Source organism: Microbacterium commune (genome assembly GCF_014836945.1).
Classification (GTDB): Bacteria; Actinomycetota; Actinomycetes; order Actinomycetales; family Microbacteriaceae; genus Microbacterium; species Microbacterium commune.
Genome location: NZ_JACSPX010000001.1, coordinates 721,684 through 744,056, shown reverse-complemented (window position 1 = coordinate 744,056; position 22,373 = coordinate 721,684). Strand labels below are relative to the sequence as shown.

The following is a 22,373-nucleotide window of genomic DNA, read 5'->3' as shown; positions in this document are numbered from 1 at the left end:
CTTTCGTTGCCCGAACGACGAGAGTGATCAAGCCCTCATCTGCTTGACCCGAAACACGAGAGATCCGCTTTGCCCCCTGAGCACACCGAGAACGCCGCTGCCCCGACGCGTCGTTCGAATCGACTTCGCACCGCGACCGAGGTCTCCGCGAACTCGACGACTCCGAACGCAGACCAGGTCGTCCCCTCTTCGGCATCCGCTGTCGCCGCCGCTGCAGCCGTGACCGCCGCCGCTGTCTCGGCCGCCGCGAGCAGCCGTCGCGCGCGGCGGATGGCCGCGAGCGGAAGCGCCGAGGGTCAGAGCGTCACCGAGCCTGAGTCCGTCATCGCCGCACCCGCGGCAGTCATCGCCGAGATCGTCGCGTCCGTGGCATCCGCTGCCTCGACCGCGCCGGCGCCCGCCGTGCGCGAGGAGCCGGCCGAGATCGTCGATCCGGCCGCATCCGAGAGCGATAAGGACGCACTCACCGAGGCGACCGGGAGCGATAAGGACGCGTTCACCGCGGCATCGGCGGCCTTCGGCTTCCGGCCCGTGGATGACGCTCCGGTGGATGACGTCCCCGCCGACGACCAGTCTGTCGATGAGGTGCCCGTGGCCGACAAGCCCGTTTCTGCGGGTGTCGTCGTCCCGCACGTCGCACCTCGACGTGCGCGGGTCTCACGATTCGTCGCCGCCGGTGCGAGCCTCGGCGTCATGGGCGTCGCCGGCCTCATCGCCGTGTCGATGACGCTGCCCGTCTCGGCCGTCGCCGCCACGCAGGGCGGCGCGTCGGCGTCGCTCGTCGCCGGTGCGACCGCGGCCTCCTCGACGAAGGTCGGCGAGGGAGAGATCCAGGCGTTCGTCGCACCCGCCGATGTGCAGGACGAGTCACTCGCCCGGTCCGACTCGTACTCGTCGGTCTCGCTGGCACAGGTGGCTGCCGAAGAGGGCATCAAGTTCTCGGAGAGCCTGTACACGAACGACCCCGAGGCCGCGATCCAGTGGCCGTTCAAGGTCGGCGTGGCCATGAGCTCGCCCTACGGCCAGCGCTGGGGCCGACTGCACGCCGGCATCGACCTCGTGCCGGGAGAGGGTGCGCCGATCCAGGCCATCGCCGACGGCACGGTGCGCATCGCCACCGAGTCGGGCGGCGCGTACGGCGTGACGATCTACATCGACCACGTCATCGACGGTCAGGTGGTGACGAGCCACTATGCGCACATGCAGCACGGCTCGATGCAGGTCAAGGCCGGCGACAAGGTCACCGTGGGCCAGGTCATCGGGCACGTCGGAAACACCGGCCGGTCGTACGGCGCGCACCTGCATTTCGAGATCATCATCAACGGCTCGACGGTCGATCCGCTGCCGTGGATGCAGCGAAACGCCGGGCGTTACGACTACTAGGCCTCGATTTCGCACGAGACACCGTGAGGTGATAATCTCATCTGGTTGCCCGGAAACGGGTGGCACGCCCCGATAGCTCAGTGGCAGAGCACTTCCATGGTAAGGAAGGGGTCGTCAGTTCAATCCTGACTCGGGGCTCGCAGCATTCGCATTTCGATCGGATGCCCTGCGGCAGGGTAGCTCAGTTGGTGAGAGCGCACGACTCATAATCGTGAGGTCGCGGGTTCAAGCCCCGCTCCTGCTACAGATTGAAACCCCCGGTGAAGCCGGGGGTTTTGTCGTTTGGCCGCGGGACGGTCGGGACGGGAGCACCGGGCCCGCCCGATAAACTGGAGCGTGTGACTGGCGCGCGTGCCGAGGCGGCATATTCTCGCTCCCTCGCGGCGTTCCGAACGCCGACGCTGGGGCTGCTTCACGGTCGCCAGGCGCCCTTCGTCATCGCGGCGCTTTCGATGCTGTTCACCGCAGAGCGGCCCTCCGTGCCCGTCGCCGATGCGCACGCCGAGGTCGCCGAGGCGCTCGACGAACTGCGCTCGGCGGGCCACGACGACGACGACCGTCGCATCCCCTCCGGCAGCGGGCGGGAGGTGTGCCGCACGTGGGCGAAGCAGGGCTGGCTCGTGCAGCAGATCGACGACGATGTCGAGGTGTACCGGCTCTCGGCGCACGCGGTCGAGGCGCTCGAGATCACCGGCCGCACCGGAGGCGGCCGCACCCGCGTGTCGAATTCGCGGGTGCGCACCCTGCTCGACGCGGTCGAACGGCTAGCGGACGAGGCCGAGGCCGACCCCGTCAAGCGCATCGCCAGGCTGACCGCCGAGCGCGACGCCATCGACGCCGAGATCCTGCGGGTGCAGGCCGGCGGCACGGTCACCGTCGACGACGAAGAGCTGTACGAAGAGGCCGAGAACATCCTGCATCTGGCGCGCGAGCTGCCCGCCGACTTCACCCGCGTCGCCGAGTCGCTCAAGGCGATGCAGCGCGATGTCGTCGCCCACCTGCGTCGCGACGAGCGCCCGACCGGCGAGGTGCTGCGCGAGTACCTGCAGCGCGCGAAGGACGTCATGCAGTCGACCCCCGAAGGGCGCGCCTTCGCCGGTGCGCTGCGGCTGATCGGCGACCCGGAGCGCATCGACGCACTCGCCGAGCAGCTGCACGACCTGCTCGCGCACCCGTTCGCGCGTCACCTTGACCCGACCCAGCGTGCGGAGTTCGACGCGATCGGCCGACGCGTCGAGCTGGGCGTCGAAGAGGTGCTCGCCGCGCAGCGTCGCGCCTCGCACGTGATCACCGGCCAGGTGAAGACCCACGACCCGCTGCGCGACAGGCAGATCGACGACCTGCTGCGCGACGTCATCTCGGGCCTGCATCACTGGGCGCAGGCGGCACCGTCGAACGCGACCGTCGATCCGGTGCGCAGCCTGCCTCTCATCGACCTCGGTCGCCTCCGCCAGACTGTCGGCGACGTGCGCCCGCCGGGGGCTCCTGCCCCGCTGACGGATGCCGACGACGTCGAGTACCTCGAAGCCGACTCGCGCTCGTGGGGCGGGCCGCGGTACGCCGAGCTCGAGACGTACGTGGCGGGTCTCGGCGACGAGTTCGATCTGGCGGATGCCTTCGCCCACGCCCCCGATGACACGCGCCGTCCGGTGGACCTGGTCGGTCTGCTCGAGATCGCGCACCGCAACGGCATGAACGAGACCGACGGTCTGTCGACCGTCGAGACGCTGCGCCCCGACGGCACCACGAGACGCTTCGCGTTCGTCTCGGTGACCGCTCGCGCCGCCGAGGAGGACGACGATGACTGACGAGATTGCTGCTTCGGGCTCGGCCGCGGGCCCGGCATCCGGTTCAGAGAGGGGAAACGCCGGTGCGGATGCCACGGAACCGGCGTTCGGAATCCCGGAACAGGCCGACGACCGCGCGGGCGACCAGACCGAGGCGCCCTTTATCGTCCCGGTCGCGATGGAGGACGACCCCGACGAGCTGTTCCCCGGTGACCGCGGCACCCTCGAGCCGGAGGTGCGGCGCGTGCTCGTGCACGTGCTGCAGCGGCGGTTCCTCAGCGCCGACAACCGCGCCGAGTGGGCTCTGCTGCTCGAGCATCAGCAGCTCATCGAGTCGCGGATGCACGACATGTACCTGCGCCTCGTCGTCGATCTGGGCCGTGGCCTGGCGTACAAGCAGCAGGTGCGCTCGGACGAGTTCGAGGTGCCGATCCTGCTCAAGGACGCCCCGTACAACCGCACCGAGACGCTCGTGCTCGTGCACCTGCGCACGGTCTTCCAGCGCGAGTCGGCGGCGGGGGAGCCGGCGCCGCGCATCGACATCGAAGACATCGAGCAGACCGTGCTCAGCTATCTGACGGATGCCGACGGCAGCACCGCCCGTCAGCAGAAGGCGATCCGCGCCGCGCTCGACCGGCTCGACCGCGAGGGCGTCATCGACGAGGAGACCCTCGGTCGCTACCGGATCAGCTCCCTCGTCGAGGTCGTGCTGAGCGCCGAGAAGCTCGCCGAGCTGCGCGCGTGGCTACGCGAGCAGGCGGCGCAGCAGGCATCCCGAGCCGCAACCGCCGAGAGGCAGACCGCCCCCGACCAGACCGCCCCCGACCAGGCCGACCAGACGCCCACCGCCCAGAAGGAGGCAGCGCTGTGACGATGCTCGACACGCTCTTCGGGCTGATCCCCGCAGACTCCCGGGGTCAGCAGTGGGTCGCCGAGGATCTGCAGCTGATCAACTGGGGCGGCTACGACGGCGGCCCGCACCGGGTGCGCTTCTCGCCGAATGCGACGATGCTGTGTGGCGGGTCGGGATCGGGCAAGTCGACCCTGATGGACGCGTACATCGCGCTGATGATGCCGCACACGACCCCGTTCAACGGCGCCTCCAACGGCGGGATCACCGGGCGCCCTCGAGGCGACGAGCAGCGCAACATCCTGTCGTACGGCCGCGGCAAGATCGACGAGTCGCGCACCGACGAGGGCACCAGGCTGCGTGTGCTGCGCGGCGACGGCGAAGACACCTGGACAGCCATCGCGATGACGTGGCTCGACCACGACGGCTCGCGGTTCACCGCGCTGCGTGCCTGGTACATCCCTGCCGGCGCCCGCATCCTGGAAGACACCGTGCGGGTGCGCGCGACGACCGACGCATTCTTCGACCTCGCGCGCCTCGAAGAGGCGGCGTCGCAGCGGCTCGGAGACTCGGCGCTGCGGGCACTCGGCCTCGATACGCTGGCCACCGACCGCGAGTTCTCCGCCCGCCTGCATGCCGTGCTGGGTATCGGTGCGGCCGGCTCCGGGGCGAAGGCGATGAGCCTGCTCGCGCGCATCCAGGCCGGGCAGCAGATCACGACGGTCGACGACCTGTACAAGCGGCTGGTGCTCGAAGAGCCCGAGACGATGGCGACGGCGGATGCCGTGGTCGCGCACTTCGACGAGCTCGAGAGCACTCGGGCGAGCATGATCACCGCGCGCCAGCAGGTGAACGCGCTGGAGCCGATCCCGGGCATCCGGGAGAGGATCACGGCAGCCGCTGAGCAGGTGCGGCTGATCGACGAGGTGGGTGACTTCGCCTCGCCCGACTCGCGTGCGACGCTGTGGCGGGCCGAGCGCCGTCTCGATCTGCTGCGCGAGGTCGAGGACGAGCTGCGCGAGCGCACCCACGCGCTCGATCTGACCCTGCGTGAGAAGAAGGCGCTCGTCGACGCCGCCGAAGCCGAGCGCGACGGCCTGCTCGACCTGCTGCGCCAGTCGGGCGGCGACCGGCTCGAGACGGCGCAGCGTGAGCTGCGGGCGGTCGAGCGGCGCCTCACCGAGGTGCAGCGTGAGCGCGACCGCTTCGACACCGTGCTTGCCGAGCTGGGACTGTCCGCGGCCACGGCCGAGGAGTTCGCCGAGGTGCAGGCGACCGCCCGCGCCGCGCAGTCGGAGGCATCCACCCGCCGCCAGGCCAGGGCGACGTTCGCCGAGGCCGAGTCCGCCAGGCAGGCGCTCGCGAAGCGCCGCCGCGCGCTCGCCGAAGAGCGCGCTGAGGCGGATCGGCTGCGCGGCAGCATCCCTCCCGCTCTCGACCGGGCGCGCATGCTGCTGGCCGAGGCCGCGGGTCTCGACGTCGGCGACCTGCCGTTCGTCGGCGAGCTGATCGAGGTGCGCACGGAGTTCGAGCCGTGGCGTGAGGCGTTCAACCTCGCCCTGGGCGGGTTCGCCACGACGCTGCTGCTCGACGATGCGCACCTCGACCGGTTCCGGGCGGCGATCGACGAGGTGCGTCTGCCGATCCGGCTGCGCTACGAGGGCGTGCAGATCGGGCTGGCCGAGTCGCCGAACGCCGACGCGCGGACCCTGCCCGGGCGCCTCGACCACCGTCCGACGCCGTTCACGGGCTGGTTGCAGCAGCGCCTCGACGAGCGCTTCGGGTTCGTGTGCGTCGACTCGTCGGCGCAGCTGGGGGCGCACTCGATGGCGCTCACGATCGCCGGGCAGATGTCGCAGGGCAGCCGCGGCGCCCACGGCGGGCACGGACGCGAGAACGTGCTCGGCTTCTCGAACGAGCGGCGCCTGCGTGCGCTCGACGAGCAGGCTGCGGCGCTCGAGGCGGAGGCTGCGGCCGCGACCGCCGCGGTGACCGACGCGGAGGCGGCGATGGATGCCATCGAGCAGCGCTCGACGGCCTTCGCGATGATCCACGACCTGACCTGGGAGCAGATCGACGTCGCATCGCTGGCTGCGGAGGTCGAGCGCTGGCAGGGCGTCGAGGCGGAGGTCACGACGGCGAATCCCGAGATCGCCGATCTGCGTGAGCGGGCCGAGGGCCTCAAGGTGCGCGCGGCCATGCTGCGCGACGAGATCGGCGCGCTCGGTGCCCAGCGTGCCGACGCCCAGGAGCGCTGGGCTGCGGTGACCGACGACGTCGACGAGTGCCAGCGGGTCGTCGACGACGCGGCGGAGACGACCCTCGACGATGCGCACACGGCGTTCCTCGATGCGCGGTTCATGCTCTCGGCGTCCGACGACGGCGAGGGGCTGTCGGCGACCGATCGGCTCGCACGGCTCGACCTCGCTCTGACGTCGGCGGCGGCACGCCTGGCATCCGACCGCCGCGCCGCCGTCGAAGCGCACGACGAGCAGCGCGAGCGGATGCACCAGCTGATGTCGTCGTTCCTCGAGCGGTGGCCGAACCTCAATCTGCTGCCGGATCCGGATGCCTCGGTGCCGGAGTTCCTCGGCATCCTGGACGCGCTGCGGACGAACGGCCTGCACGAGCTCGAGAACGAGTGGCGTGACAGTCTGCTCGGGCTCTCGGGCAACGACCTGACCAGCCTCGATTCGACGCTGAGCCGATCGGTGCGCGAGATCAGGGAGCGCATCGAGCCGATCAACAGCATCATGCGCGATCTGCCGTTCTACGACGACAGGCACCGGCTGCAGATCTCGCCGCGCGAGAACCAGTCCGAGGCGCGCAAGCGCTTCCGCCGTGACCTGCGCGAGGTGCGCGGGCTGATCGAGGCAGCGTCGACCGACGACGAGCGCGAGCATGCGTACAAGCGGATGAGCCGGCTGATCGGGCGGATGCGCCGCACCGCTCCCGACTTCGCCGAGCTGATCGACGTGCGCAACCACGTGCGGGTGTCGGCCGAGCGGGTGCTCGCCGAGACGGGCGAGCACGTGGCGCTGTACGACCACATCGGCGAGAAGTCGGGTGGGGAGTCGCAGGAGCTGGTCGCGTTCATCGTCGGGGCGGCTCTGCGGTATCAGCTGGGGGATGCCGGTGCTTCGCGTCCGCGCTACGCGCCGGTGTTCATGGACGAGGCGCTGATCAAGGCCGACGCGCACTTCACCAAGCGTGCGATCGGCGCGTGGCGGGGGCTGGGGTTTCAGCTCGTGATCGGAGCGCCGAACGACAAGTACAGCGCCATCGAGCCGCACGTCGACGTGGAGTACACGATCCTCAAGGACACCCGCGGTCGGTCGTGGGCGAAGCCGAAGGTCGCGGTCTGAGGGAGCGGTTTCTGAGCCGGCGATTGCGGGGCCGAGACAGCATGCTGGTCCGTCTCACGTGCGGGGGCAGGCAGGGTCGAGACAGCACGCTGGCCCGTCTCACAGGCGGGGTCAGGCGGCGATGTCGTAGCGGGCTCTGCCGCCGGGGCGGGGTGTTCGGGTGGGGTCGATGTGGGGTGGGGGGATGAACCATACTCGTCCCCTGGTGCCCGAGCGTGCCTCGGTGTTCTCGATCCGGATGTCCCATGCGTTGTCGTGGATGCGGTGGTGACAGGTGGAGCAGAGCAGGATGCCGTTGGTGAGGTCGGTGGGTCCGGTGTCTCGGTTCCACCAGTTGATGTGGTGGGCTTCGGTCATGTGGGGTGGGAGTGCGCACATCGCGCATCCACCGTCTCGGTCGACGAGGGCGAGTTTCTGTTGTCGGGTGAACAGGCGTTTCTCGCGTCCCCAGTCGAGGATCTCCCCGGCGCTGTCGAGCACGCAGGGGATGACACCGCCTGCGGCGGCCATGCGGCGGATGGCGGTGACGGAGAGGGGTTGGTCGATGCCGTCGATCGTCCCGTAGCCGGTTCCGGCTTCCAGGTCTGCGGCGTTGATGCGGACGATGACGGTGGCGCCGCTCACGGGCATCCGGCTGTCGCAGTCGAGCGTGTGGGCGCAGAACAGGGTGAGGGCGTCGGCGCGCATCATGGTGACGGTGCGCTGATCGGCATCCGCGCCATCGGCATCCACGACCCCCGCAGTGTCTTTGCGGGCTTGGAACTGCGCGGTGACGTATCCGTCGATCGCGGCTTTGATCGGTGCGCCTTCTTCGACGGGGGTGATGAGGTTCAGGTGCAGCATGCCGTCTCGTTCGAACATGCTCAGCGACCGCTGCGCTCGGCGTTCTTCTTCTCGCGCTTCGAGCCGGTCGGCGTCGAGTACGGCTTCGGCGCGTGTGACGAGTCGGCGCACGTCATCCAGCGACAGTCCCACCGCCCGTTCGACGAGTTGCTGTTCGACGTCGGCGACCAGGGTCTTGTCGGTGCCGATGCGGGCGCGGTCGAGGAATTCGACGATCAGTGCCGCCCCTGCCCCGCCCAGGCGGCCGGAGGTCACCGCGGCCTGCACGGCGGGGTATTTCGCCGGAGCGGGCTCGCCGAGCAGGTTCTGCCGGGGTGCGATCGCCTCCCCGACCTTCACCAGCCGGGCGGCATCTCCGGCGCTGGTGCCCGTCGTCGTCGCGATGAGCTGGGCGGTGTTGCGGAACCCCTGCTGTTTCGCCAGCGAATCGGCTCCCAGCTCCGGCCGGGACTCGTGCGCGATGGCCGCAGCGACGTCGGCCTGCAACGCATCCAGTGCCCGACGCGCCGACCCGATCGCGCAGGTCACCGCCACGAGGTCTGACCGGTCGAGGTCGGCCGCAGTCGAGGCATCCGCCCACACCCCCGCGAGAGCCGTGACGGCTTCTCGCAACGGGTCCAGGGCTGGTGCTGGCATGTGAAAAGCCTAAACCTCGGCCAACCGCAAGTCAAGCAAATCTACGAAGAAAAGTCTAGAACTTATCCACAACTATGGTAACTATATACGAATGCATGCGACGGTCGATCACGCACCATATGCAGGACCCGCAGACATTCCTCGCCGGGGGCCGCGTCGGCGACCGGCTCCGTCCCGGCCGAGGCTCGCGTCTAGGCTGGACGGGTGCGCATCCGCCTCGACATCGCCTACGACGGCACCCATTTCCGCGGCTGGGCGAAGCAGCCGGGCCTCCGCACGGTGCAGGGCACGCTCGAGGCGGCGCTCGCACGCATCCTCGGCTCCGAGGCGCAGCTGGTCGTGGCCGGGCGGACGGATGCCGGGGTGCACGCCGCCGATCAGGTCGCGCACGTCGATCTCGACGACGCGCAGTGGTCTCGCGTGCAGACGCGCCACGGGCAGGCCGCCGCGGATCCGGCGGGGTCGCTCGCCCGGCGCATCCGGGGTGTGCTCGGCAGCTATCCCGACGTGACCGTCACCCGCACCAGCGTCGCGCCGGACGGGTTCGACGCGCGCTTCTCGGCGGTGTGGAGACGGTACAGCTACCGCCTCGCCGACGCGACCGTCGGCTACGACCCGATGCGCCGCAACGACACGACGACCATCCGCGCCGCTCTCGACGTCGAGCGGATGGATGCCGCGGCCCAGACACTCATCGGGCTGCACGACTTCGCCGCGTACTGCAAGCCGCGCGAGGAGGCGACGACGATCCGCACCCTGCTCGACTACCGCTGGACGCGCGACCGCGACGGTGTGCTCGTCGCGGCGGTGAAGGCCGACGCGTTCTGCCACAGCATGGTGCGCGCGCTGGTCGGCGCGTGCACGGCGGTGGGGGAGGGCAAGCTCGAGGTTGCCGATGTCGCGCGCCTGCGCGACGAGCTCACCCGCACCAGCGCGTTCAAAGTGCTGCCCGCGAGGGGTCTCACCCTCGCCGAGGTCGGATATCCGGCCGACGAGCTGCTGGCATCCCGCGCCGAGCAGACCCGCGCCCGACGCGACCGCGACGACGGTTAGTGCGGTGCGGGCCCGCGGCGCAACCCCGTCGCGCGCTCGGATCCCGGCGGTAACGTGTCGGACATGAGAGTCATCTCGTACAACCTTCGCAAGCACCGTGCCGCGACTGAGCTCACCGGCTTGGTGACTGAGCACGACCCGGACATCCTCTGCCTGCAGGAATGCGACACGGCGGCGCTTCCGGATGCGATCGAGGGGCTGTCTCTCGTGCACACCACCAGCGGCAACAGGCTGGGTCTTGCGATGTATCTGCGCAGCAACACCTTCCAGGTTGAAGAGGTGCGCACGATCGGGCTGAAGAAATCGCTGCACGACCGGGTGCTCAAGCCGGCGCACGAGCGCGTGCTCGGGGCGCGGCTGCGCGACATCGACGCCGGGCGGGGACTCATCGTCGCGTCGTTCCACGCGGCCCCTCTCACCGCGCTCAACTCGCTGCGTCGCAACCAGATCAGGTCGGCGCTGGATGCCCTGCAGGAGCTCGGACCCGGGATGCCCGTGCTCATGGTCGGCGACTACAACTACCCCGTGTTCAAGGAGAGCCTCGGTCAGACCGTGCGCGAGCACGGGTACACCCTCACCCTCAGCGACGACCGCACGTACACGCGGTACCGGGTGTTCAAGGGCCACTACGACTTCGCGACCTCGGTCGGGTTCGACATCTCGAAGATCACGACTCTGCCGCAGGCCACGAGCGATCACCGCCCGATCCTGGTGACGGCTGAGGCCGCGTAACTCGGGCCTCTGGGCCTCGGTGTCCTCGGTGTCCTCGGGGTCCTCGCCTCCCGCCGGGTGGTCCCATATGGTCGCGTCGGCGCACGGGATGCGGCCATTCGGGCCCACTCGTGTGGGGCGGGGGTGCTGTGGAGCCAGTCTTCCCGTCGGGGGTGGTTCATATGGTCGCGTCAGCGCGTGGGGATGCGCCCATTCGGGCCCACTCGTGTGGGGCGGGTCCTCGGGGTCCTCGCCTCCCGCCCGGATGGTCCCATATGGCCGCGTCAGCGCGTGGGGATGCGCCCGTTCGGTCCCACTCGTGTGGGGCGGGGGTGCTGTGGAGCCAGTCTTCCCGTGGGGGGTGGTCCCATATGGCCGCGTCGACGCGTGGGGATGCGGCCACATCGGCCCACTGGAGGAAGACACCACCGGCGCGGGGCGAGCGTGAGAGGGGCCGCGAGCGCCACTCAGAGTTCGGGACGCCAGCCCCGCCGAACGAGCACCTCGCGGACGATGCGAGCGGCCCTCCGCGTCGTGCGGATGTCGTGCGCGGTCAACCGCACGACCTCCCAGCCGGCGCTGGCGTAGTCCCGGTACTTCTGCAGGTCGCGATTCCACTGCTGCTTCGACGAGCGGTGATGATCGCCCTCGATCTCGACCACGAGGCTGTACTGCCGATAGACGAACTCCGAGATGCCCAATCTCCGGCCTCGCGCGTCGAAAATCTCGACATCGAGCTCAGGCTCCGGCAGCCCGGCGTCCTCGGCATCGAGCCGGTAATCGGTCTCCAAGGGCGATGAGCAGCCGACCCGGATCCGCTCCAGCGCGGCTCGCAGCTTCCTCAGCCCGGCTCGTGAACCGGCGTCGACCGCGGCCTGCAACTGCTCGATCGTAGCCCCGGCCCGCTCGGGATGGCGAATGCCTCGGTCATCGCGGGGGACCCTGACGATGGCATCTCCGAGGATGACCAGCTTGCGCACGCTGAGATCGCGACCGAGCATCGCCCAGGTGCTGGCTGGAGACGAGGCCGGGATGCCGTCGATAACGTCGATGTCCACCAGATGCGATCTGATGGCGCGTCCCTTGACGCCGCGCCCCTTCGGCGCCCGTCGCGGAGCGAAGACCGCGACGTCGAGATCGCTCGATGCGGTCGCCGGGTAGCCGCGCAGCACGGCGGCGCTCGCGCCGCAGATGAAGCTGCCCGGAGCGGCGACTTGCAGGTAGGACAGCGCCTTGGAGTGCATGAGGCGCGTGCTCGCACGCGTGAGGGCGAGCGGTTCCGTGTCGCGGCGGATCGCGACCTTCTCCGCCGCGATGTCGGCGACCGTGCGGCGCGCGCCGTGGAACGGCCGGGCGAGGTCCTTTGCTCGCATGCGGCCGCGTGTCAGGCCCGACTCGCGCCCACACTCGACGCTGAAATGCACGCCGAGCTCAGTGGGCAGGCGGCTCGGCGTGATCGGCATCCATCCACTCTCGCGCCGACCTCCGACTCGCGAGCCTGCTGGCCCCGCGCCCTGTGAAGAAGCCGACGAAGACGACGCATGTGGAGGATGAGGGCGCCACCTCGGGCGGGCCCGTATGGTCGCCTCGCGCGCGGGGATGCAGCCATATGGGCCCAGCGGCGGTAGGGGTGCGTGACGAGTGAGGGCGCGATCACCTCGGGTGGGCCCGTATGGTCGCCTCGACGCGCGAGGATGCGGCCATTCGGGCCCACCCGGCGGGCAGACGGCACCCACCGCCCAACCCAAGTTCCGCCCCCGCCCCCGGATGCTGTAGAGTTGACCCTTGGTGTGTGATCAACTGCGGTCGCACCCGCGAACGTGAGCCCTCCACTGGCGCGTGTTCCGCCTCGGATCATCGAGACGGAACCCACCCCGGAGTGGGATTCACGAACCTCTCCGTTCGAATCAAGAAAGCAGCACTATCGTGACGCGCACTTACACCCCGAAGGCCGGGCAGGTCCAGCGTGACTGGATCGTCATCGACGCCACCGACGTCGTTCTCGGTCGCCTCGCCTCGCACGCCGCAGCAATCCTGCGCGGCAAGCACAAGGCAACCTTCGCACCCCACGTCGACACCGGTGACTTCGTCATCATCGTCAACGCCGAGAAGGTCGCCCTCACGGGCCAGAAGCTCCAGAAGAAGATGGCGTACCGCCACTCCGGCTACCCGGGCGGCCTGACCGCCACGAGCTACGCCGAGCTCCTCGAGAAGCACCCGGTTCGCGCCGTGGAGAAGGCCGTCCGCGGCATGCTCCCGAAGAACACCCTGGGTCGTCAGCAGCTGTCGAAGCTCAAGGTCTACGCAGGTGCCGAGCACCCGCACGCCGCTCAGCAGCCCACGCCGTACACCCTCGACCAGGTCGCGCAGTAAGCGCCCCTCAGATTTCAAAGGACATACTCGTGGCTGAAATCCAGGACACCACCGAATTCCCGCAGACCTTCTCGACCTCGAGCCCTGAGGCTGAGGTTCAGGAGTCGGCTCCCCGCCCCGTGCTCTCCGTTCCCGGCGCCGCTGTCGGCCGTCGCAAGCAGGCCATCGCCCGCGTGCGTCTGGTTCCCGGCTCGGGCACCATCACGATCAACGGTCGTACGCTCGAGGACTACTTCCCGAACAAGCTGCACCAGCAGCTGATCAACGACCCCTTCACGGTGCTGAACCTGCAGGGTGCGTACGACGTCATCGCCCGCATCTCGGGTGGCGGCGACTCGGGTCAGGCCGGCGCGCTGCGCCTCGGCATCGCCCGTGCGCTGAACAACATCGACGCCGAGAACAACCGCCCGACCCTCAAGAAGGCCGGCTTCCTCTCGCGCGACGCCCGCGTCATCGAGCGCAAGAAGGCCGGTCTCAAGAAGGCCCGCAAGGCTCCTCAGTACTCGAAGCGCTGATCCGCACAGTCCCTCCTATGGCACTGTTCGGAACGGACGGCGTGCGGGGGCTGGCCAACGGTCAGCTCCTCACCGCCGAGCTTGCGCTCCACCTGGCCCAGGCGACTGCTGTCGTCCTGGGCCAGGGCCGTATTGCCGACGCGCGTCGCACCGTCGGCAAGCGGCTCACGGCCGTCGTCGCGCGGGATCCGCGCATCTCGGGGCACTTCCTCAGCGCCGCCGTCGAGGCGGGTCTCGCCTCGTCGGGCGTGGATGTGCTGGATGCCGGCACCCTGCCCACGCCGGCCGCGGCCTTCCTCATCTCAGACGTCGACGCCGATTTCGGCGTGATGATCTCGGCCTCGCACAATGCGGCTCCCGACAACGGCATCAAGATCTTCGCCCGCGGCGGGGTGAAGCTGCCCGACCTCGTCGAGCAGCGCATCGAAGAGCACATCGAATCGGGCGAGAAGCTGCAGCCCACCGGCGGTGACGTCGGTCGCGTCATCCGGTTCGCGGATGCCGAGGACCGCTACGTCATGCATCTGCTGGCCTCGCTGCCGCATCGCCTCGACGGCATCCACGTCGTGCTCGACTGCGCCAACGGCGCAGCATCCGGTGCCTCGCCCGAGGTCTTCACCGCGGCGGGCGCGAAGGTGACCGTCATCGGTGCCGACCCTGACGGTCTGAACATCAACGACGGCGTGGGCTCGACGCACCTCGACAAGCTCGCGGCAGAGGTCATCCGCGTCGGAGCCGACGTCGGCATCGCCCACGACGGCGACGCCGACCGCTGCCTCGCCGTCGACGCGCAGGGCAACATCATCGACGGCGACCAGATCATGGCGATCCTCGCGGTGGCGATGAAGAGCCGCGGCAAGCTGGTCGACGACACCCTGGTCGCCACGGTGATGAGCAACCTCGGTCTGCACGTCGCCATGCGCGAGCAGGGCATCACCGTGCGTCAGACTGCGGTCGGCGACCGCTACGTGCTCGAGGACATGACCGCGGGCGGCTATTCGCTCGGCGGCGAGCAGTCGGGTCACGTGATCATGAGCGAGTTCGCCACCACCGGCGACGGCCTGCTCACCGGTCTGCACTTGGTCGCCGAGATGGCGCGCCAGAAGAAGTCGATCGCCGAGCTCGCGTCGATCATGACCGTCTACCCGCAGGTGATGATCAACGTGAAGGACGTCGACAAGGACGCCGTCTCGGATCACGCCGGCGTGCAGGAGGCCGTGAAGGACGTCGAGTCCCAGCTGGGCTCCACCGGTCGGGTGCTGCTGCGCAAGTCGGGCACCGAGCCGCTCGTGCGTGTGATGGTCGAGGCGGCGGATGCCGAGACCGCGAACTCCCACGCCGAGTCGCTCGCCGAGACGGTGCGACGGCATCTCGCGCTCTGAGCGCGAACGAGTCGAAGAAGGCGGTCACCTGCGGGTGGCCGCCTTTTTCGCATGCGTGACCCGTGAAAAGGGCGCGGCCCCGGCGAGTGGGGACTCTGCAGGGGCCGCTGATGCGGGCCGCTGGGGACGGCTTCGCATCTGACGCGTGGCACTGGGGATGCCGTGTCGCGCCAACGACGCGTGTGACAGCGTCGCAGTTCGACTCTATCGGTGGATGCTGTGGGATCTTCTCCTGGCCGGAGGGGTTTCGCAGGATCACCCGGTTCAAGGCATTGTTCGTTCGCTCGGTCGCGCGGAATGTCTGCCAGCTGAACGGCGAGGTCGGACTCTCAGGTGAGGACTGAGAGTCCGACCTCGGAGTCGAGACGCCAAGATTCGAGCGACGCGGTTCAGCTTGCGATGACCCCTGCCGCAACCGTGTGATTGGATATCTCGTCAACCAGGATGAAAGACCCTGTCTGCCGATTCCGCTGATACGCGTCGGCCATCAGCGGCTGCGTAGTGCGCAGGGTGATCCGCCCTATCGAGTTGAGGCGGAGCGTTCCTGGCGACAGGTCGCGATGCAAGGTGTTGATGTCCAATTCATACATGATGTCCTTCACCATTGCCCGTGCCGAGCGCGTGGTGTGCTTGATCACGTACTTCCCTCCGACAGAGAGGGGGCTCGAGTCCATCCAACACACCATCGCGTCGATGTCCTGGGTCGGTGTGGGCTGGTTGTTCGGTCTACTGATCATGTCGCCGCGCGAGATATCGAGTTCGTCTTCGAGCCGCACGGTCACCGACATTGGCGGGTATGCCTCCTGCAACTCCCCATCAGCTGTGTCGATGGACTTGATCCGGGAGGGCAACCCGCTGGGCAAGACCACAACCTCATCACCAGGGCGCAGTACTCCTCCGATGATCTGCCCCGCCAGGCCCCGATAGTCGCCTCTGCCGTTCTGCGGGCGGATGACGTATTGGACAGGGAAGCGAACGTCGACCAGATTGCGATCGCTGGCGATGTAGACGTTCTCCAGGTGGTGCAGGAGTGACGCGCCGTGATACCAATCCATGTGAGTGGAGCGCTCGACCACATTGTCTCCCTTCAGGGCCGACAGCGGGATCGTCGCGACGTCGGCGAAGTCCAGCTTCGAAGCGAAGTCGACGAACTCATCGCGGATCGCGTTGTAGACCTCCTCCGACCAATCGACGAGGTCCATCTTGTTGATGGCCAGCACGACGTGCGGCACGCGCAGCAGCGACACCAAGGTCGCATGTCGCCGGCTCTGCTCAAGCAGGCCCTTCCGCGCATCGACGAGGATGATCGCGAGGTCTGCCGTCGAGGCGCCCGTCACCATGTTGCGGGTGTACTGGATGTGCCCCGGCGTGTCGGCGATGATGAACTTTCGTCGCGGCGTCGAGAAGTATCTGTACGCGACGTCGATGGTGATGCCCTGCTCTCGCTCGGCGCGCAGTCCATCGGTGAGAAGGGCGAGGTCGGTATAGTCGTCGCCGCGCTGCACGCTCGTGCGCTCTACCGCCTCGAGCTGATCGGTGAAGATCGACTTCGAGTCGTACAGGAGCCGACCGATGAGCGTGCTCTTTCCATCGTCGACCGACCCGGCCGTCGCGATCCGGAGAATGTCCATCAGAAGTACCCTTCCTTCTTGCGATCTTCCATCGCTGCCTCGCTCACACGGTCATCGCCGCGGGTGGCGCCTCGCTCCGTGATCCGGGTGGCGGCGACCTCTTCGATCACGTCTTCCGGCGTCGCAGCGCGCGACACCACGGCTGCTGTCAGAGTCGCGTCGCCTACCGTTCGATAGCGGACAGTCTCACGGAAGACCTCTTCGCCTTCCTTGGGTTGGCAATGCTGGTTGACGGCGAAGTACATCGAGTTGCGCTCGAACACATCGCGTTCGTGCGCGTAGTAGATCGAAGGCAGCTCGATACCTTCGCGCGCGATGTAGTGCCAGATGTCGAGCTCGGTCCAGTTCGAGATCGGAAAGCAGCGGATACTCTCGCCGGGGTGGATGCGGCCGTTGTACAGCGACCACAACTCGGGGCGCTGGTTCTTCGGATCCCATTGACCGAACTCGTCGCGGAACGAGAAGACACGCTCCTTCGCGCGAGCTTTCTCCTCGTCGCGTCGAGCGCCACCCATCAGCGCTGAGAGGCCGTGCTCTTCCGCCGTCCGAAGCAGCACCGGCGTCTGAATGCGGTTGCGAGAGCCGTTCGGCTCTTCTCTCACAAGACCCTTCTCGATGGCATCAGGGACGGAACCGACGATCAGACGCACGCCGAGCTGCTCGACGCGCCGATCGCGGAAATCGAGGACCTCATCGAAGTTGTGGCCGGTATCGATGTGCACGACCGGAAAGGGGACGGATGCCGGGGCGAAAGCCTTCGCGGCGAGATGCAGCATCACGGCAGAGTCCTTGCCGCCCGAGAACAGCATGCCGGGAGCCTCGTTCTCAGCAACGATCTCGCGGATGATGAAAATGGCTTCGGCCTCGAGATAGTCCAGATGGGTGAGGCCGTATCTGCGTGCCTCGACGGTTTCCATCATCACAGTGCCCTTTCGTTCAGCGCGCCGACAGCCCGCAGCACCTCATCGGCGAGGAGCGGGTTGCAGACGACGAGGTCAGGTAGGTACGGGTTGGCGTTGTTGTACTCGAGAGCGCTGCCGTCGACTCGGGAGGTGAACAGTCCTGCGGCGCGGGCTACCGCGACCGGCGCGGCCGAATCCCACTCGTACTGCCCGCCAGTGTGCACGTACGCGTCCACTTCGCCGCGGATCACCGCACATGCCTTGTAGCCGGCCGAACCCATCGGTATGAGTTCCGCGTCGAGCGCTTCCGCGAGCGCGGACACCAGTGGCGTCGCCCGACTCCGCGAGACGGCAAGCCGGATGCGATCAGGGCGCGACCAGGTCTTGGCGGGCATCCCGGTATCGAGAGTCTCGCCCAGGCCGGGCAGCGCGACTGCTCCAGCGGCGAGCTCGCCGTCTTCCCAGAGCGCAACGTGCACAGCCCAATCGTCACGCCCCTCCGAGAACTCTCGGGTGCCGTCGAGCGGATCGATGATCCACACTCTCGACGCGTCGAGACGGCCGGCGTCGTCGGGCGCCTCCTCGGAAAGGACTGCGTCGGCAGCCCTGTTCTCGGTCAGCTCTCGATCCAAGTATCTTTGGCTGATCCGGTCGCCGCGGTCTTTCAGATCCGCGGAACCCAGCTCCTCCGGCGATGCCTGTTGTTGCACTTCTCGCAGCAGTCTGCCCGCCCCCTCGGCGAGCGACGCAGCGATAGCGGTGTCGTCCATTTCCCCAGATATTCCTTTGTCTCCCCAAACGCAGGAGTCACCCAGAACGCGCACGCTGACGCATTCGTCGCGTGACACGCTCGACTCCCGGTGGCCTGCGGCCACGAGCGGCAAGCGCCCTCCCCACGCCACACCATATCGGACGATTCCGCCGAGGGCGAGAGCCCTCCGCGATGCGTCCGTTCTGACGACGCGTGCGTCACGCCGTGAATCGCCGATATGGAAAGCATCGCGAATGGGTCGGGGGCGTGATTCGCGTCGAGATCGGAATATGAGCACCGCGGGAGCGTGCCAGGAAGCGCGCGCCAAAGCCCTCATTGGCGGCTGCGAGGGGAGGTACGACCTCCTCTCACAGCCGGCATGCGGGTTTCAAAATCCCGAGTGCAAGCGCGATAAGGCGTGTGCAACAATACGATCCATGGACTTGGGGCTTGTCTGGGGTGCCTTTGCTGTGGGGATCGTGGTCGGACTGACCGGGATGGGCGGAGGCGCTCTAATGACGCCTATGCTCGTGCTTTTTTTCGGAGTTTCGCCGCTGGCTGCGGTCTCGAGCGATCTGGTCGCAAGTGCCGTGATGAAGCCTGTGGGCTCGTTCGTCCATCTTCGCCGGGGCACGGTGAACCTCCGGCTGGTCGGTCTCCTCTGCATCGGCTCGGTTCCGGCAGCTTTTGTGGGCGTGCTGGTTCTCAAGGCGCTGGGGGATGGGGAGCAGGTCCAGCATGTGGTCAAGTACGCGCTTGGAGGGGCGATTCTCTTCACCGCCACCATGTTGATGGTTCGCGCGTACATGAGATTGATCGAACGCGCGAAGTCGCGCGACGGCCGTGGTGCTCCTCTGCCTCAGGATCGCCCTGAGGTGGAGGTCAAGGTTGTGCCGACCATCTTGTTGGGCGTCGTCGGCGGACTGATCGTCGGTATGACGTCGGTCGGTTCCGGGTCTCTGATCATCATCGGGCTGATGATGATGTACGCGGGACTGAAGGCGAGCCAGCTCGTGGGCACTGACCTGGTACAAGCGGTGCCGCTGGTCATATCCGCAGCTATCAGCCATGCGATCTTCGGCGAGCTTGACCTGGGAATCTCACTGCCGCTGATCATCGGCAGTGTGCCCGGTGCATTCATCGGCGCTCAGCTGTCGTCGCGATTGCCGGGAGGCTTCATCCGTCGCGCCCTCGCCTTCGTGCTGCTCGCTTCCGGTTTGAAGCTGCTGGGAGTAGGGAACGTCGAGACGGCGATCATCCTCCTCACCGCGCTGGTCGGAGGGCCTCTGGTGTGGATGAGCATCCGGCGCCGACATGGCTTCCCCGCCCTGGCGAGCGTCGAAAAGCGTCAACGGCTCGCCCAGAAATCTGCGCCGCTCGAAGCTCCAGAGGTGGGGTCGTGACGGCCGACTCGCCGAATGTGGTCCTGTCCGGCCGCGCGCTCGACGGACTGGAGCTGATTCTTTCGGGAATCCTCGATTCACTAGACGGCTACTCGTTGCCGACAGACCGAAACAGTGAGGCCGGGCTGACGGCGGAGCTGTGCATTGCCACGCACGTGGTGCCCGGCCAGCAGCTGGTCATTCATGACCCCGACCGTACCCCTCTTGCGGTGTGCCACATCGAGCGCGTACGTGAAGCGGATGCAGGCACCCGATGGATCGAGGGGCCGGTCAGCCGACTGCAGCCTCCCGAGCACGGATACGCTCGTCGGCTCCGTCCGACCGTCCACACCGACCTGACGGGCTGCACGGTCGGACTCTTCTCCGGGCTCCCCGAAGATTCCGATCTGTCGGCAGTTCGCAGCGCCGCACGCGGGGGCCCCGTCGCCTTGACGTATGTGGGGGAGTCGGACGATCGCACTACGGCGGCCGGGATTCAGTTGCTCACCGCGAGTGTTGCGGATTCACCTGACACACGTGTTCTCTTCGTGCCAGAAGTCGATTTGGGAGGACACGCTGACGTCGCGGCAGAGGTAGTCAACCGTCTGGGCGCGGCCGATGTGATCGACAGACGGCGGCCTGTGGTTACGAGCGAGGGCGCGGTTGTGCTTTTCACCGGCCTTTCGGGTGCAGGTAAATCGACGCTCGCCCGGGCACTGGTGGAGTACATCCACGCGTTCACGACGCGATCTGCCGTCCTGCTCGATGGGGATGATGTTCGCCGCGAGCTGGCGGGGGAACTCGGATTTGGCCCAGCGGACCGTGACCGCAACCTTCGCAGGATCGCTTGGGTGGCGGCCCGCGTCGCGGAGGTCGGCGGCCTAGCAGTGTGTGCGCCCATCGCGCCGTTCGCTGCGTCACGCGCAGCCATGCGTGATGCCGTCGAGCCGCGGTCCCCATTCATCGTCGTCTACGTGTCTACTCCGCTCGACGTCGCGGAGGAACGGGACAGAAAAGGGCTGTATGAAAAGGCTCGGTCGGGCCTGATCACAGATTTCACGGGTATCGGGTCGCCCTACGAGATCCCTGAAGACGCGGATCTGGAGCTCAACACTGCGGAGAGCAGTGTTGAGGACTGCGTTCGGGGCGTCGTGCGGTTGCTCGAGCAGCGAGGCGTGCTGAAGACGTTCGTCTAGATCGGAATCGCTCGGCACAGCGAGCGGTCATGGTCGCGAGGGTGGCCGCCGCTGGGTGGCGAGGATTTGGATCTCTCAGCTGCGTGGGCTAGGGTCCCTGCGGGGAGAAATCACGATTAAGTTACGATAGGCGTGTCCTGTGGTCCAGCGAGGGGCTGCGGTGCGCCTCAACAGGAAGTTTTACATGCCCCTCTCTTACCCGAAAACCACCAGACACCGTTTGACCTCGCGGCTGTTGATCGCGGCCGTCGCAGTAGCATCCGTCGTCATCGCAGGTGCCGCCACCGCTGAAAGCGCGAGCGCTGCCACGCCTGCCGACGAGTTGGTCGTAAATGCCGATTTTTCGGCTGGCGTGCAGAATTGGCGCACGAACCTCTCGTCGGATCGACTCACCGCCAGCACCGTCTCGCGCTCTGACGGGAAGTCCGCACGCATAGATGTCGGCTCACCTGGCATCACCGTGCTGAACGACTCGAAGAACACCGTCTCGGCGGCTGAGCGTGGAGCGGAATACCGCATGACCGCTTGGGTGAAGGCCAGCAGGGAGGTGACTGCGCAGATCAGGGCCAGGGAGGTTGCGGACGGCTCAGCTGAAGCCCACAAGACCGAGTCCCGGCCTGTGAGCGGTGAGTGGACTCAGCTCACGATGGACTTCACCGTTGAGCGCAGTGGCGCAGCCCTGGATCTGAACGTCGTATTCGCCGGTGCAGCCAAGGGCGACCAGCTCTACGTGGACTCCGTCTCGCTCAAGTCGGTCGCAGTCGACGCCCCCCAGGAGAACCCCACCGTCGGTCAGTGCGCGGCGAAGCTTCCGCTGGGCGACACGCGCTTCGGGGTGAGCCTTGGCACCTCCGATGGGTCATCGATGCAGGAGGGGTGGGACCGTGCAGTGCAGGCCTACGGCACCCCTGACGTCGTGCGGGTGTTTCAGCGCGGCGCGCCGAACTGGAACGTGACCAAAATCGCCCCCAGTTCGGATCTGTCGATCTCGTTCAAGATCGCGCCCAAGGACGTGCTGTCGGGCGCGTATGACAGTCGATTGCGGTCCTGGTTCCAGAGCGCCCCGACCAATGTGCAGGTCTACTGGACCTACTTCCACGAGCCCGAGGACGACGTGGCGCGTGGTGAGATCACCTCAGCGGACTACCGTGCAGCATGGCAGCGGATCTCATCCATCGCTGACGAGACCTGCCGGTCGAATCTTCACGCGACCCTGGTGCTGATGTCGTGGACGCTCGATCCCAAATCGAATCGAGACTTCGATGACTACTACCCGGGCTCGGCGGCCATCGACGTGCTCGCCTGGGACCCCTACAACCCCTGGAACAACAACACGGGCTACAAGGACCCGGAGGCGATCTTCGGGAGTGTCATCGCGAAGTCCAAGGCGGAGGGTAAGCCGTTCGGAATCGCTGAGACCGGGTCCACCCTGATGGGGTCAGACACCGGCGTTGCGCGCGCAGCCTGGTTGCGTGAGATCGGCGCATATCTGCGCGACAATGACGCGCTGTTCGTTTCCTACTACGACGCTGTCGCGCCGAGTGACCAAAACGACTTCCGTCTACGCGACACGTCTTCGGTGGCTGCCTGGCGGGCTCTCGTCCAAGGCTGAT

General features: G+C 67.5%; 17 protein-coding genes and 2 tRNA genes. 14 read left to right on the top strand and 5 right to left on the bottom strand.

Annotated features, from left to right (window positions below; genetic code table 11):
• Nucleotides 1–219: 219 nt before the first annotated feature.
• The 6 genes from H9633_RS03405 to H9633_RS03380 all read left to right on the top strand — a co-directional run bounded on the left by H9633_RS03405 (nt 220) and on the right by H9633_RS03380 (nt 7,385).
• Nucleotides 220–1,383 carry a M23 family metallopeptidase gene (locus tag H9633_RS03405; RefSeq protein WP_318247181.1) on the top strand — a complete coding sequence of 388 codons (1,164 nt, stop codon included), beginning with the start codon at nt 220–222 and terminating at the stop codon, nt 1,381–1,383.
• A gap of 66 nt (nt 1,384–1,449) precedes the next feature.
• Nucleotides 1,450–1,521 (top strand) — tRNA-Thr (locus tag H9633_RS03400).
• Nucleotides 1,522–1,553: 32 nt separating this feature from the next.
• A tRNA-Met gene (locus H9633_RS03395) sits at nt 1,554–1,627 on the top strand.
• A gap of 94 nt (nt 1,628–1,721) precedes the next feature.
• Entirely contained in the window at nt 1,722–3,191 is a 1,470-nt protein-coding gene (locus H9633_RS03390) for a DUF3375 domain-containing protein (RefSeq protein ID WP_191712095.1), read from the top strand.
• On the top strand, nt 3,184–4,041 hold the full coding sequence (locus tag H9633_RS03385) for a DUF4194 domain-containing protein (protein ID WP_191712094.1): 858 nt from the start codon (nt 3,184–3,186) through the stop codon (nt 4,039–4,041). The genes H9633_RS03390 and H9633_RS03385 overlap by 8 nt, the downstream gene beginning before the upstream one ends.
• The gene (locus H9633_RS03380; RefSeq protein ID WP_191712093.1) at nt 4,038–7,385 is read left to right on the top strand and encodes an ATP-binding protein; all 3,348 of its coding nucleotides are present in this window, start codon (nt 4,038–4,040) and stop codon (nt 7,383–7,385) included. The genes H9633_RS03385 and H9633_RS03380 overlap by 4 nt, the downstream gene beginning before the upstream one ends.
• Nucleotides 7,386–7,496: 111 nt before the next feature.
• On the opposite strand, the gene H9633_RS03375 is transcribed toward H9633_RS03380, so the two are convergent.
• Entirely contained in the window at nt 7,497–8,864 is a 1,368-nt protein-coding gene (locus H9633_RS03375) for an HNH endonuclease signature motif containing protein (protein ID WP_191712092.1), read from the bottom strand.
• 204 nt (nt 8,865–9,068) lie between these two features.
• Between H9633_RS03375 and truA the strand changes: the two genes are divergently transcribed.
• Together truA and H9633_RS03365 are read left to right on the top strand one after the other, a co-directional pair.
• Nucleotides 9,069–9,917 (top strand): tRNA pseudouridine(38-40) synthase TruA, encoded by an 849-nt coding sequence (gene truA / locus H9633_RS03370; RefSeq protein ID WP_191712091.1) that lies wholly within the window; start codon nt 9,069–9,071, stop codon nt 9,915–9,917.
• Between the two features lie 63 nt (nt 9,918–9,980).
• A complete protein-coding gene (locus H9633_RS03365) occupies nt 9,981–10,649 on the top strand; it encodes an endonuclease/exonuclease/phosphatase family protein (protein WP_071640488.1) in 669 nt (222 codons plus the stop codon).
• 446 nt (nt 10,650–11,095) lie between these two features.
• Here the strand turns inward: H9633_RS03365 and H9633_RS03360 are convergent, their stop codons facing one another.
• Nucleotides 11,096–12,091 (bottom strand): PDDEXK family nuclease, encoded by a 996-nt coding sequence (locus tag H9633_RS03360; protein WP_191712090.1) that lies wholly within the window; start codon nt 12,089–12,091, stop codon nt 11,096–11,098.
• A gap of 463 nt (nt 12,092–12,554) precedes the next feature.
• Between H9633_RS03360 and rplM the strand changes: the two genes are divergently transcribed.
• From rplM to glmM, 3 genes are read left to right on the top strand one after another with little or no spacing between them, the layout of a single operon-like run.
• Nucleotides 12,555–13,001 (top strand): 50S ribosomal protein L13, encoded by a 447-nt coding sequence (rplM, locus tag H9633_RS03355; RefSeq protein WP_071640481.1) that lies wholly within the window; start codon nt 12,555–12,557, stop codon nt 12,999–13,001.
• Between the two features lie 29 nt (nt 13,002–13,030).
• The gene (gene rpsI / locus H9633_RS03350; RefSeq protein WP_071640480.1) at nt 13,031–13,516 is read left to right on the top strand and encodes a 30S ribosomal protein S9; all 486 of its coding nucleotides are present in this window, start codon (nt 13,031–13,033) and stop codon (nt 13,514–13,516) included.
• A 17-nt stretch (nt 13,517–13,533) separates the two neighbouring features.
• Nucleotides 13,534–14,898 carry a phosphoglucosamine mutase gene (glmM, locus tag H9633_RS03345; protein WP_191712089.1) on the top strand — a complete coding sequence of 455 codons (1,365 nt, stop codon included), beginning with the start codon at nt 13,534–13,536 and terminating at the stop codon, nt 14,896–14,898.
• 389 nt (nt 14,899–15,287) lie between these two features.
• On the opposite strand, the gene H9633_RS03340 is transcribed toward glmM, so the two are convergent.
• From H9633_RS03340 to H9633_RS03330, 3 genes are read right to left on the bottom strand one after another with little or no spacing between them, the layout of a single operon-like run.
• Nucleotides 15,288–16,529: a sulfate adenylyltransferase subunit 1 gene (locus H9633_RS03340; protein WP_191712088.1), complete on the bottom strand. Its 1,242-nt coding sequence runs from the start codon at nt 16,527–16,529 to the stop codon at nt 15,288–15,290.
• Nucleotides 16,529–17,449 carry a sulfate adenylyltransferase subunit CysD gene (gene cysD, locus H9633_RS03335; RefSeq protein ID WP_218161789.1) on the bottom strand — a complete coding sequence of 307 codons (921 nt, stop codon included), beginning with the start codon at nt 17,447–17,449 and terminating at the stop codon, nt 16,529–16,531. Before cysD ends, H9633_RS03340 begins: the two co-directional genes overlap by 1 nt.
• On the bottom strand, nt 17,449–18,279 hold the full coding sequence (locus tag H9633_RS03330) for a 3'(2'),5'-bisphosphate nucleotidase CysQ (RefSeq protein ID WP_313477341.1): 831 nt from the start codon (nt 18,277–18,279) through the stop codon (nt 17,449–17,451). Before H9633_RS03330 ends, cysD begins: the two co-directional genes overlap by 1 nt.
• Nucleotides 18,280–18,619: 340 nt before the next feature.
• Between H9633_RS03330 and H9633_RS03325 the strand changes: the two genes are divergently transcribed.
• The 3 genes from H9633_RS03325 (at nt 18,620) to H9633_RS03315 (ending at nt 22,372) form a co-directional block, all read left to right on the top strand.
• Nucleotides 18,620–19,585 (top strand): sulfite exporter TauE/SafE family protein, encoded by a 966-nt coding sequence (locus H9633_RS03325; protein ID WP_191712087.1) that lies wholly within the window; start codon nt 18,620–18,622, stop codon nt 19,583–19,585.
• Entirely contained in the window at nt 19,582–20,760 is a 1,179-nt protein-coding gene (cysC, locus tag H9633_RS13230) for an adenylyl-sulfate kinase (RefSeq protein ID WP_191712086.1), read from the top strand. Before H9633_RS03325 ends, cysC begins: the two co-directional genes overlap by 4 nt.
• A 184-nt stretch (nt 20,761–20,944) precedes the next feature.
• Nucleotides 20,945–22,372 (top strand): carbohydrate binding domain-containing protein, encoded by a 1,428-nt coding sequence (locus tag H9633_RS03315; RefSeq protein ID WP_191712085.1) that lies wholly within the window; start codon nt 20,945–20,947, stop codon nt 22,370–22,372.
• Nucleotide 22,373: the final 1 nt, after the last annotated feature.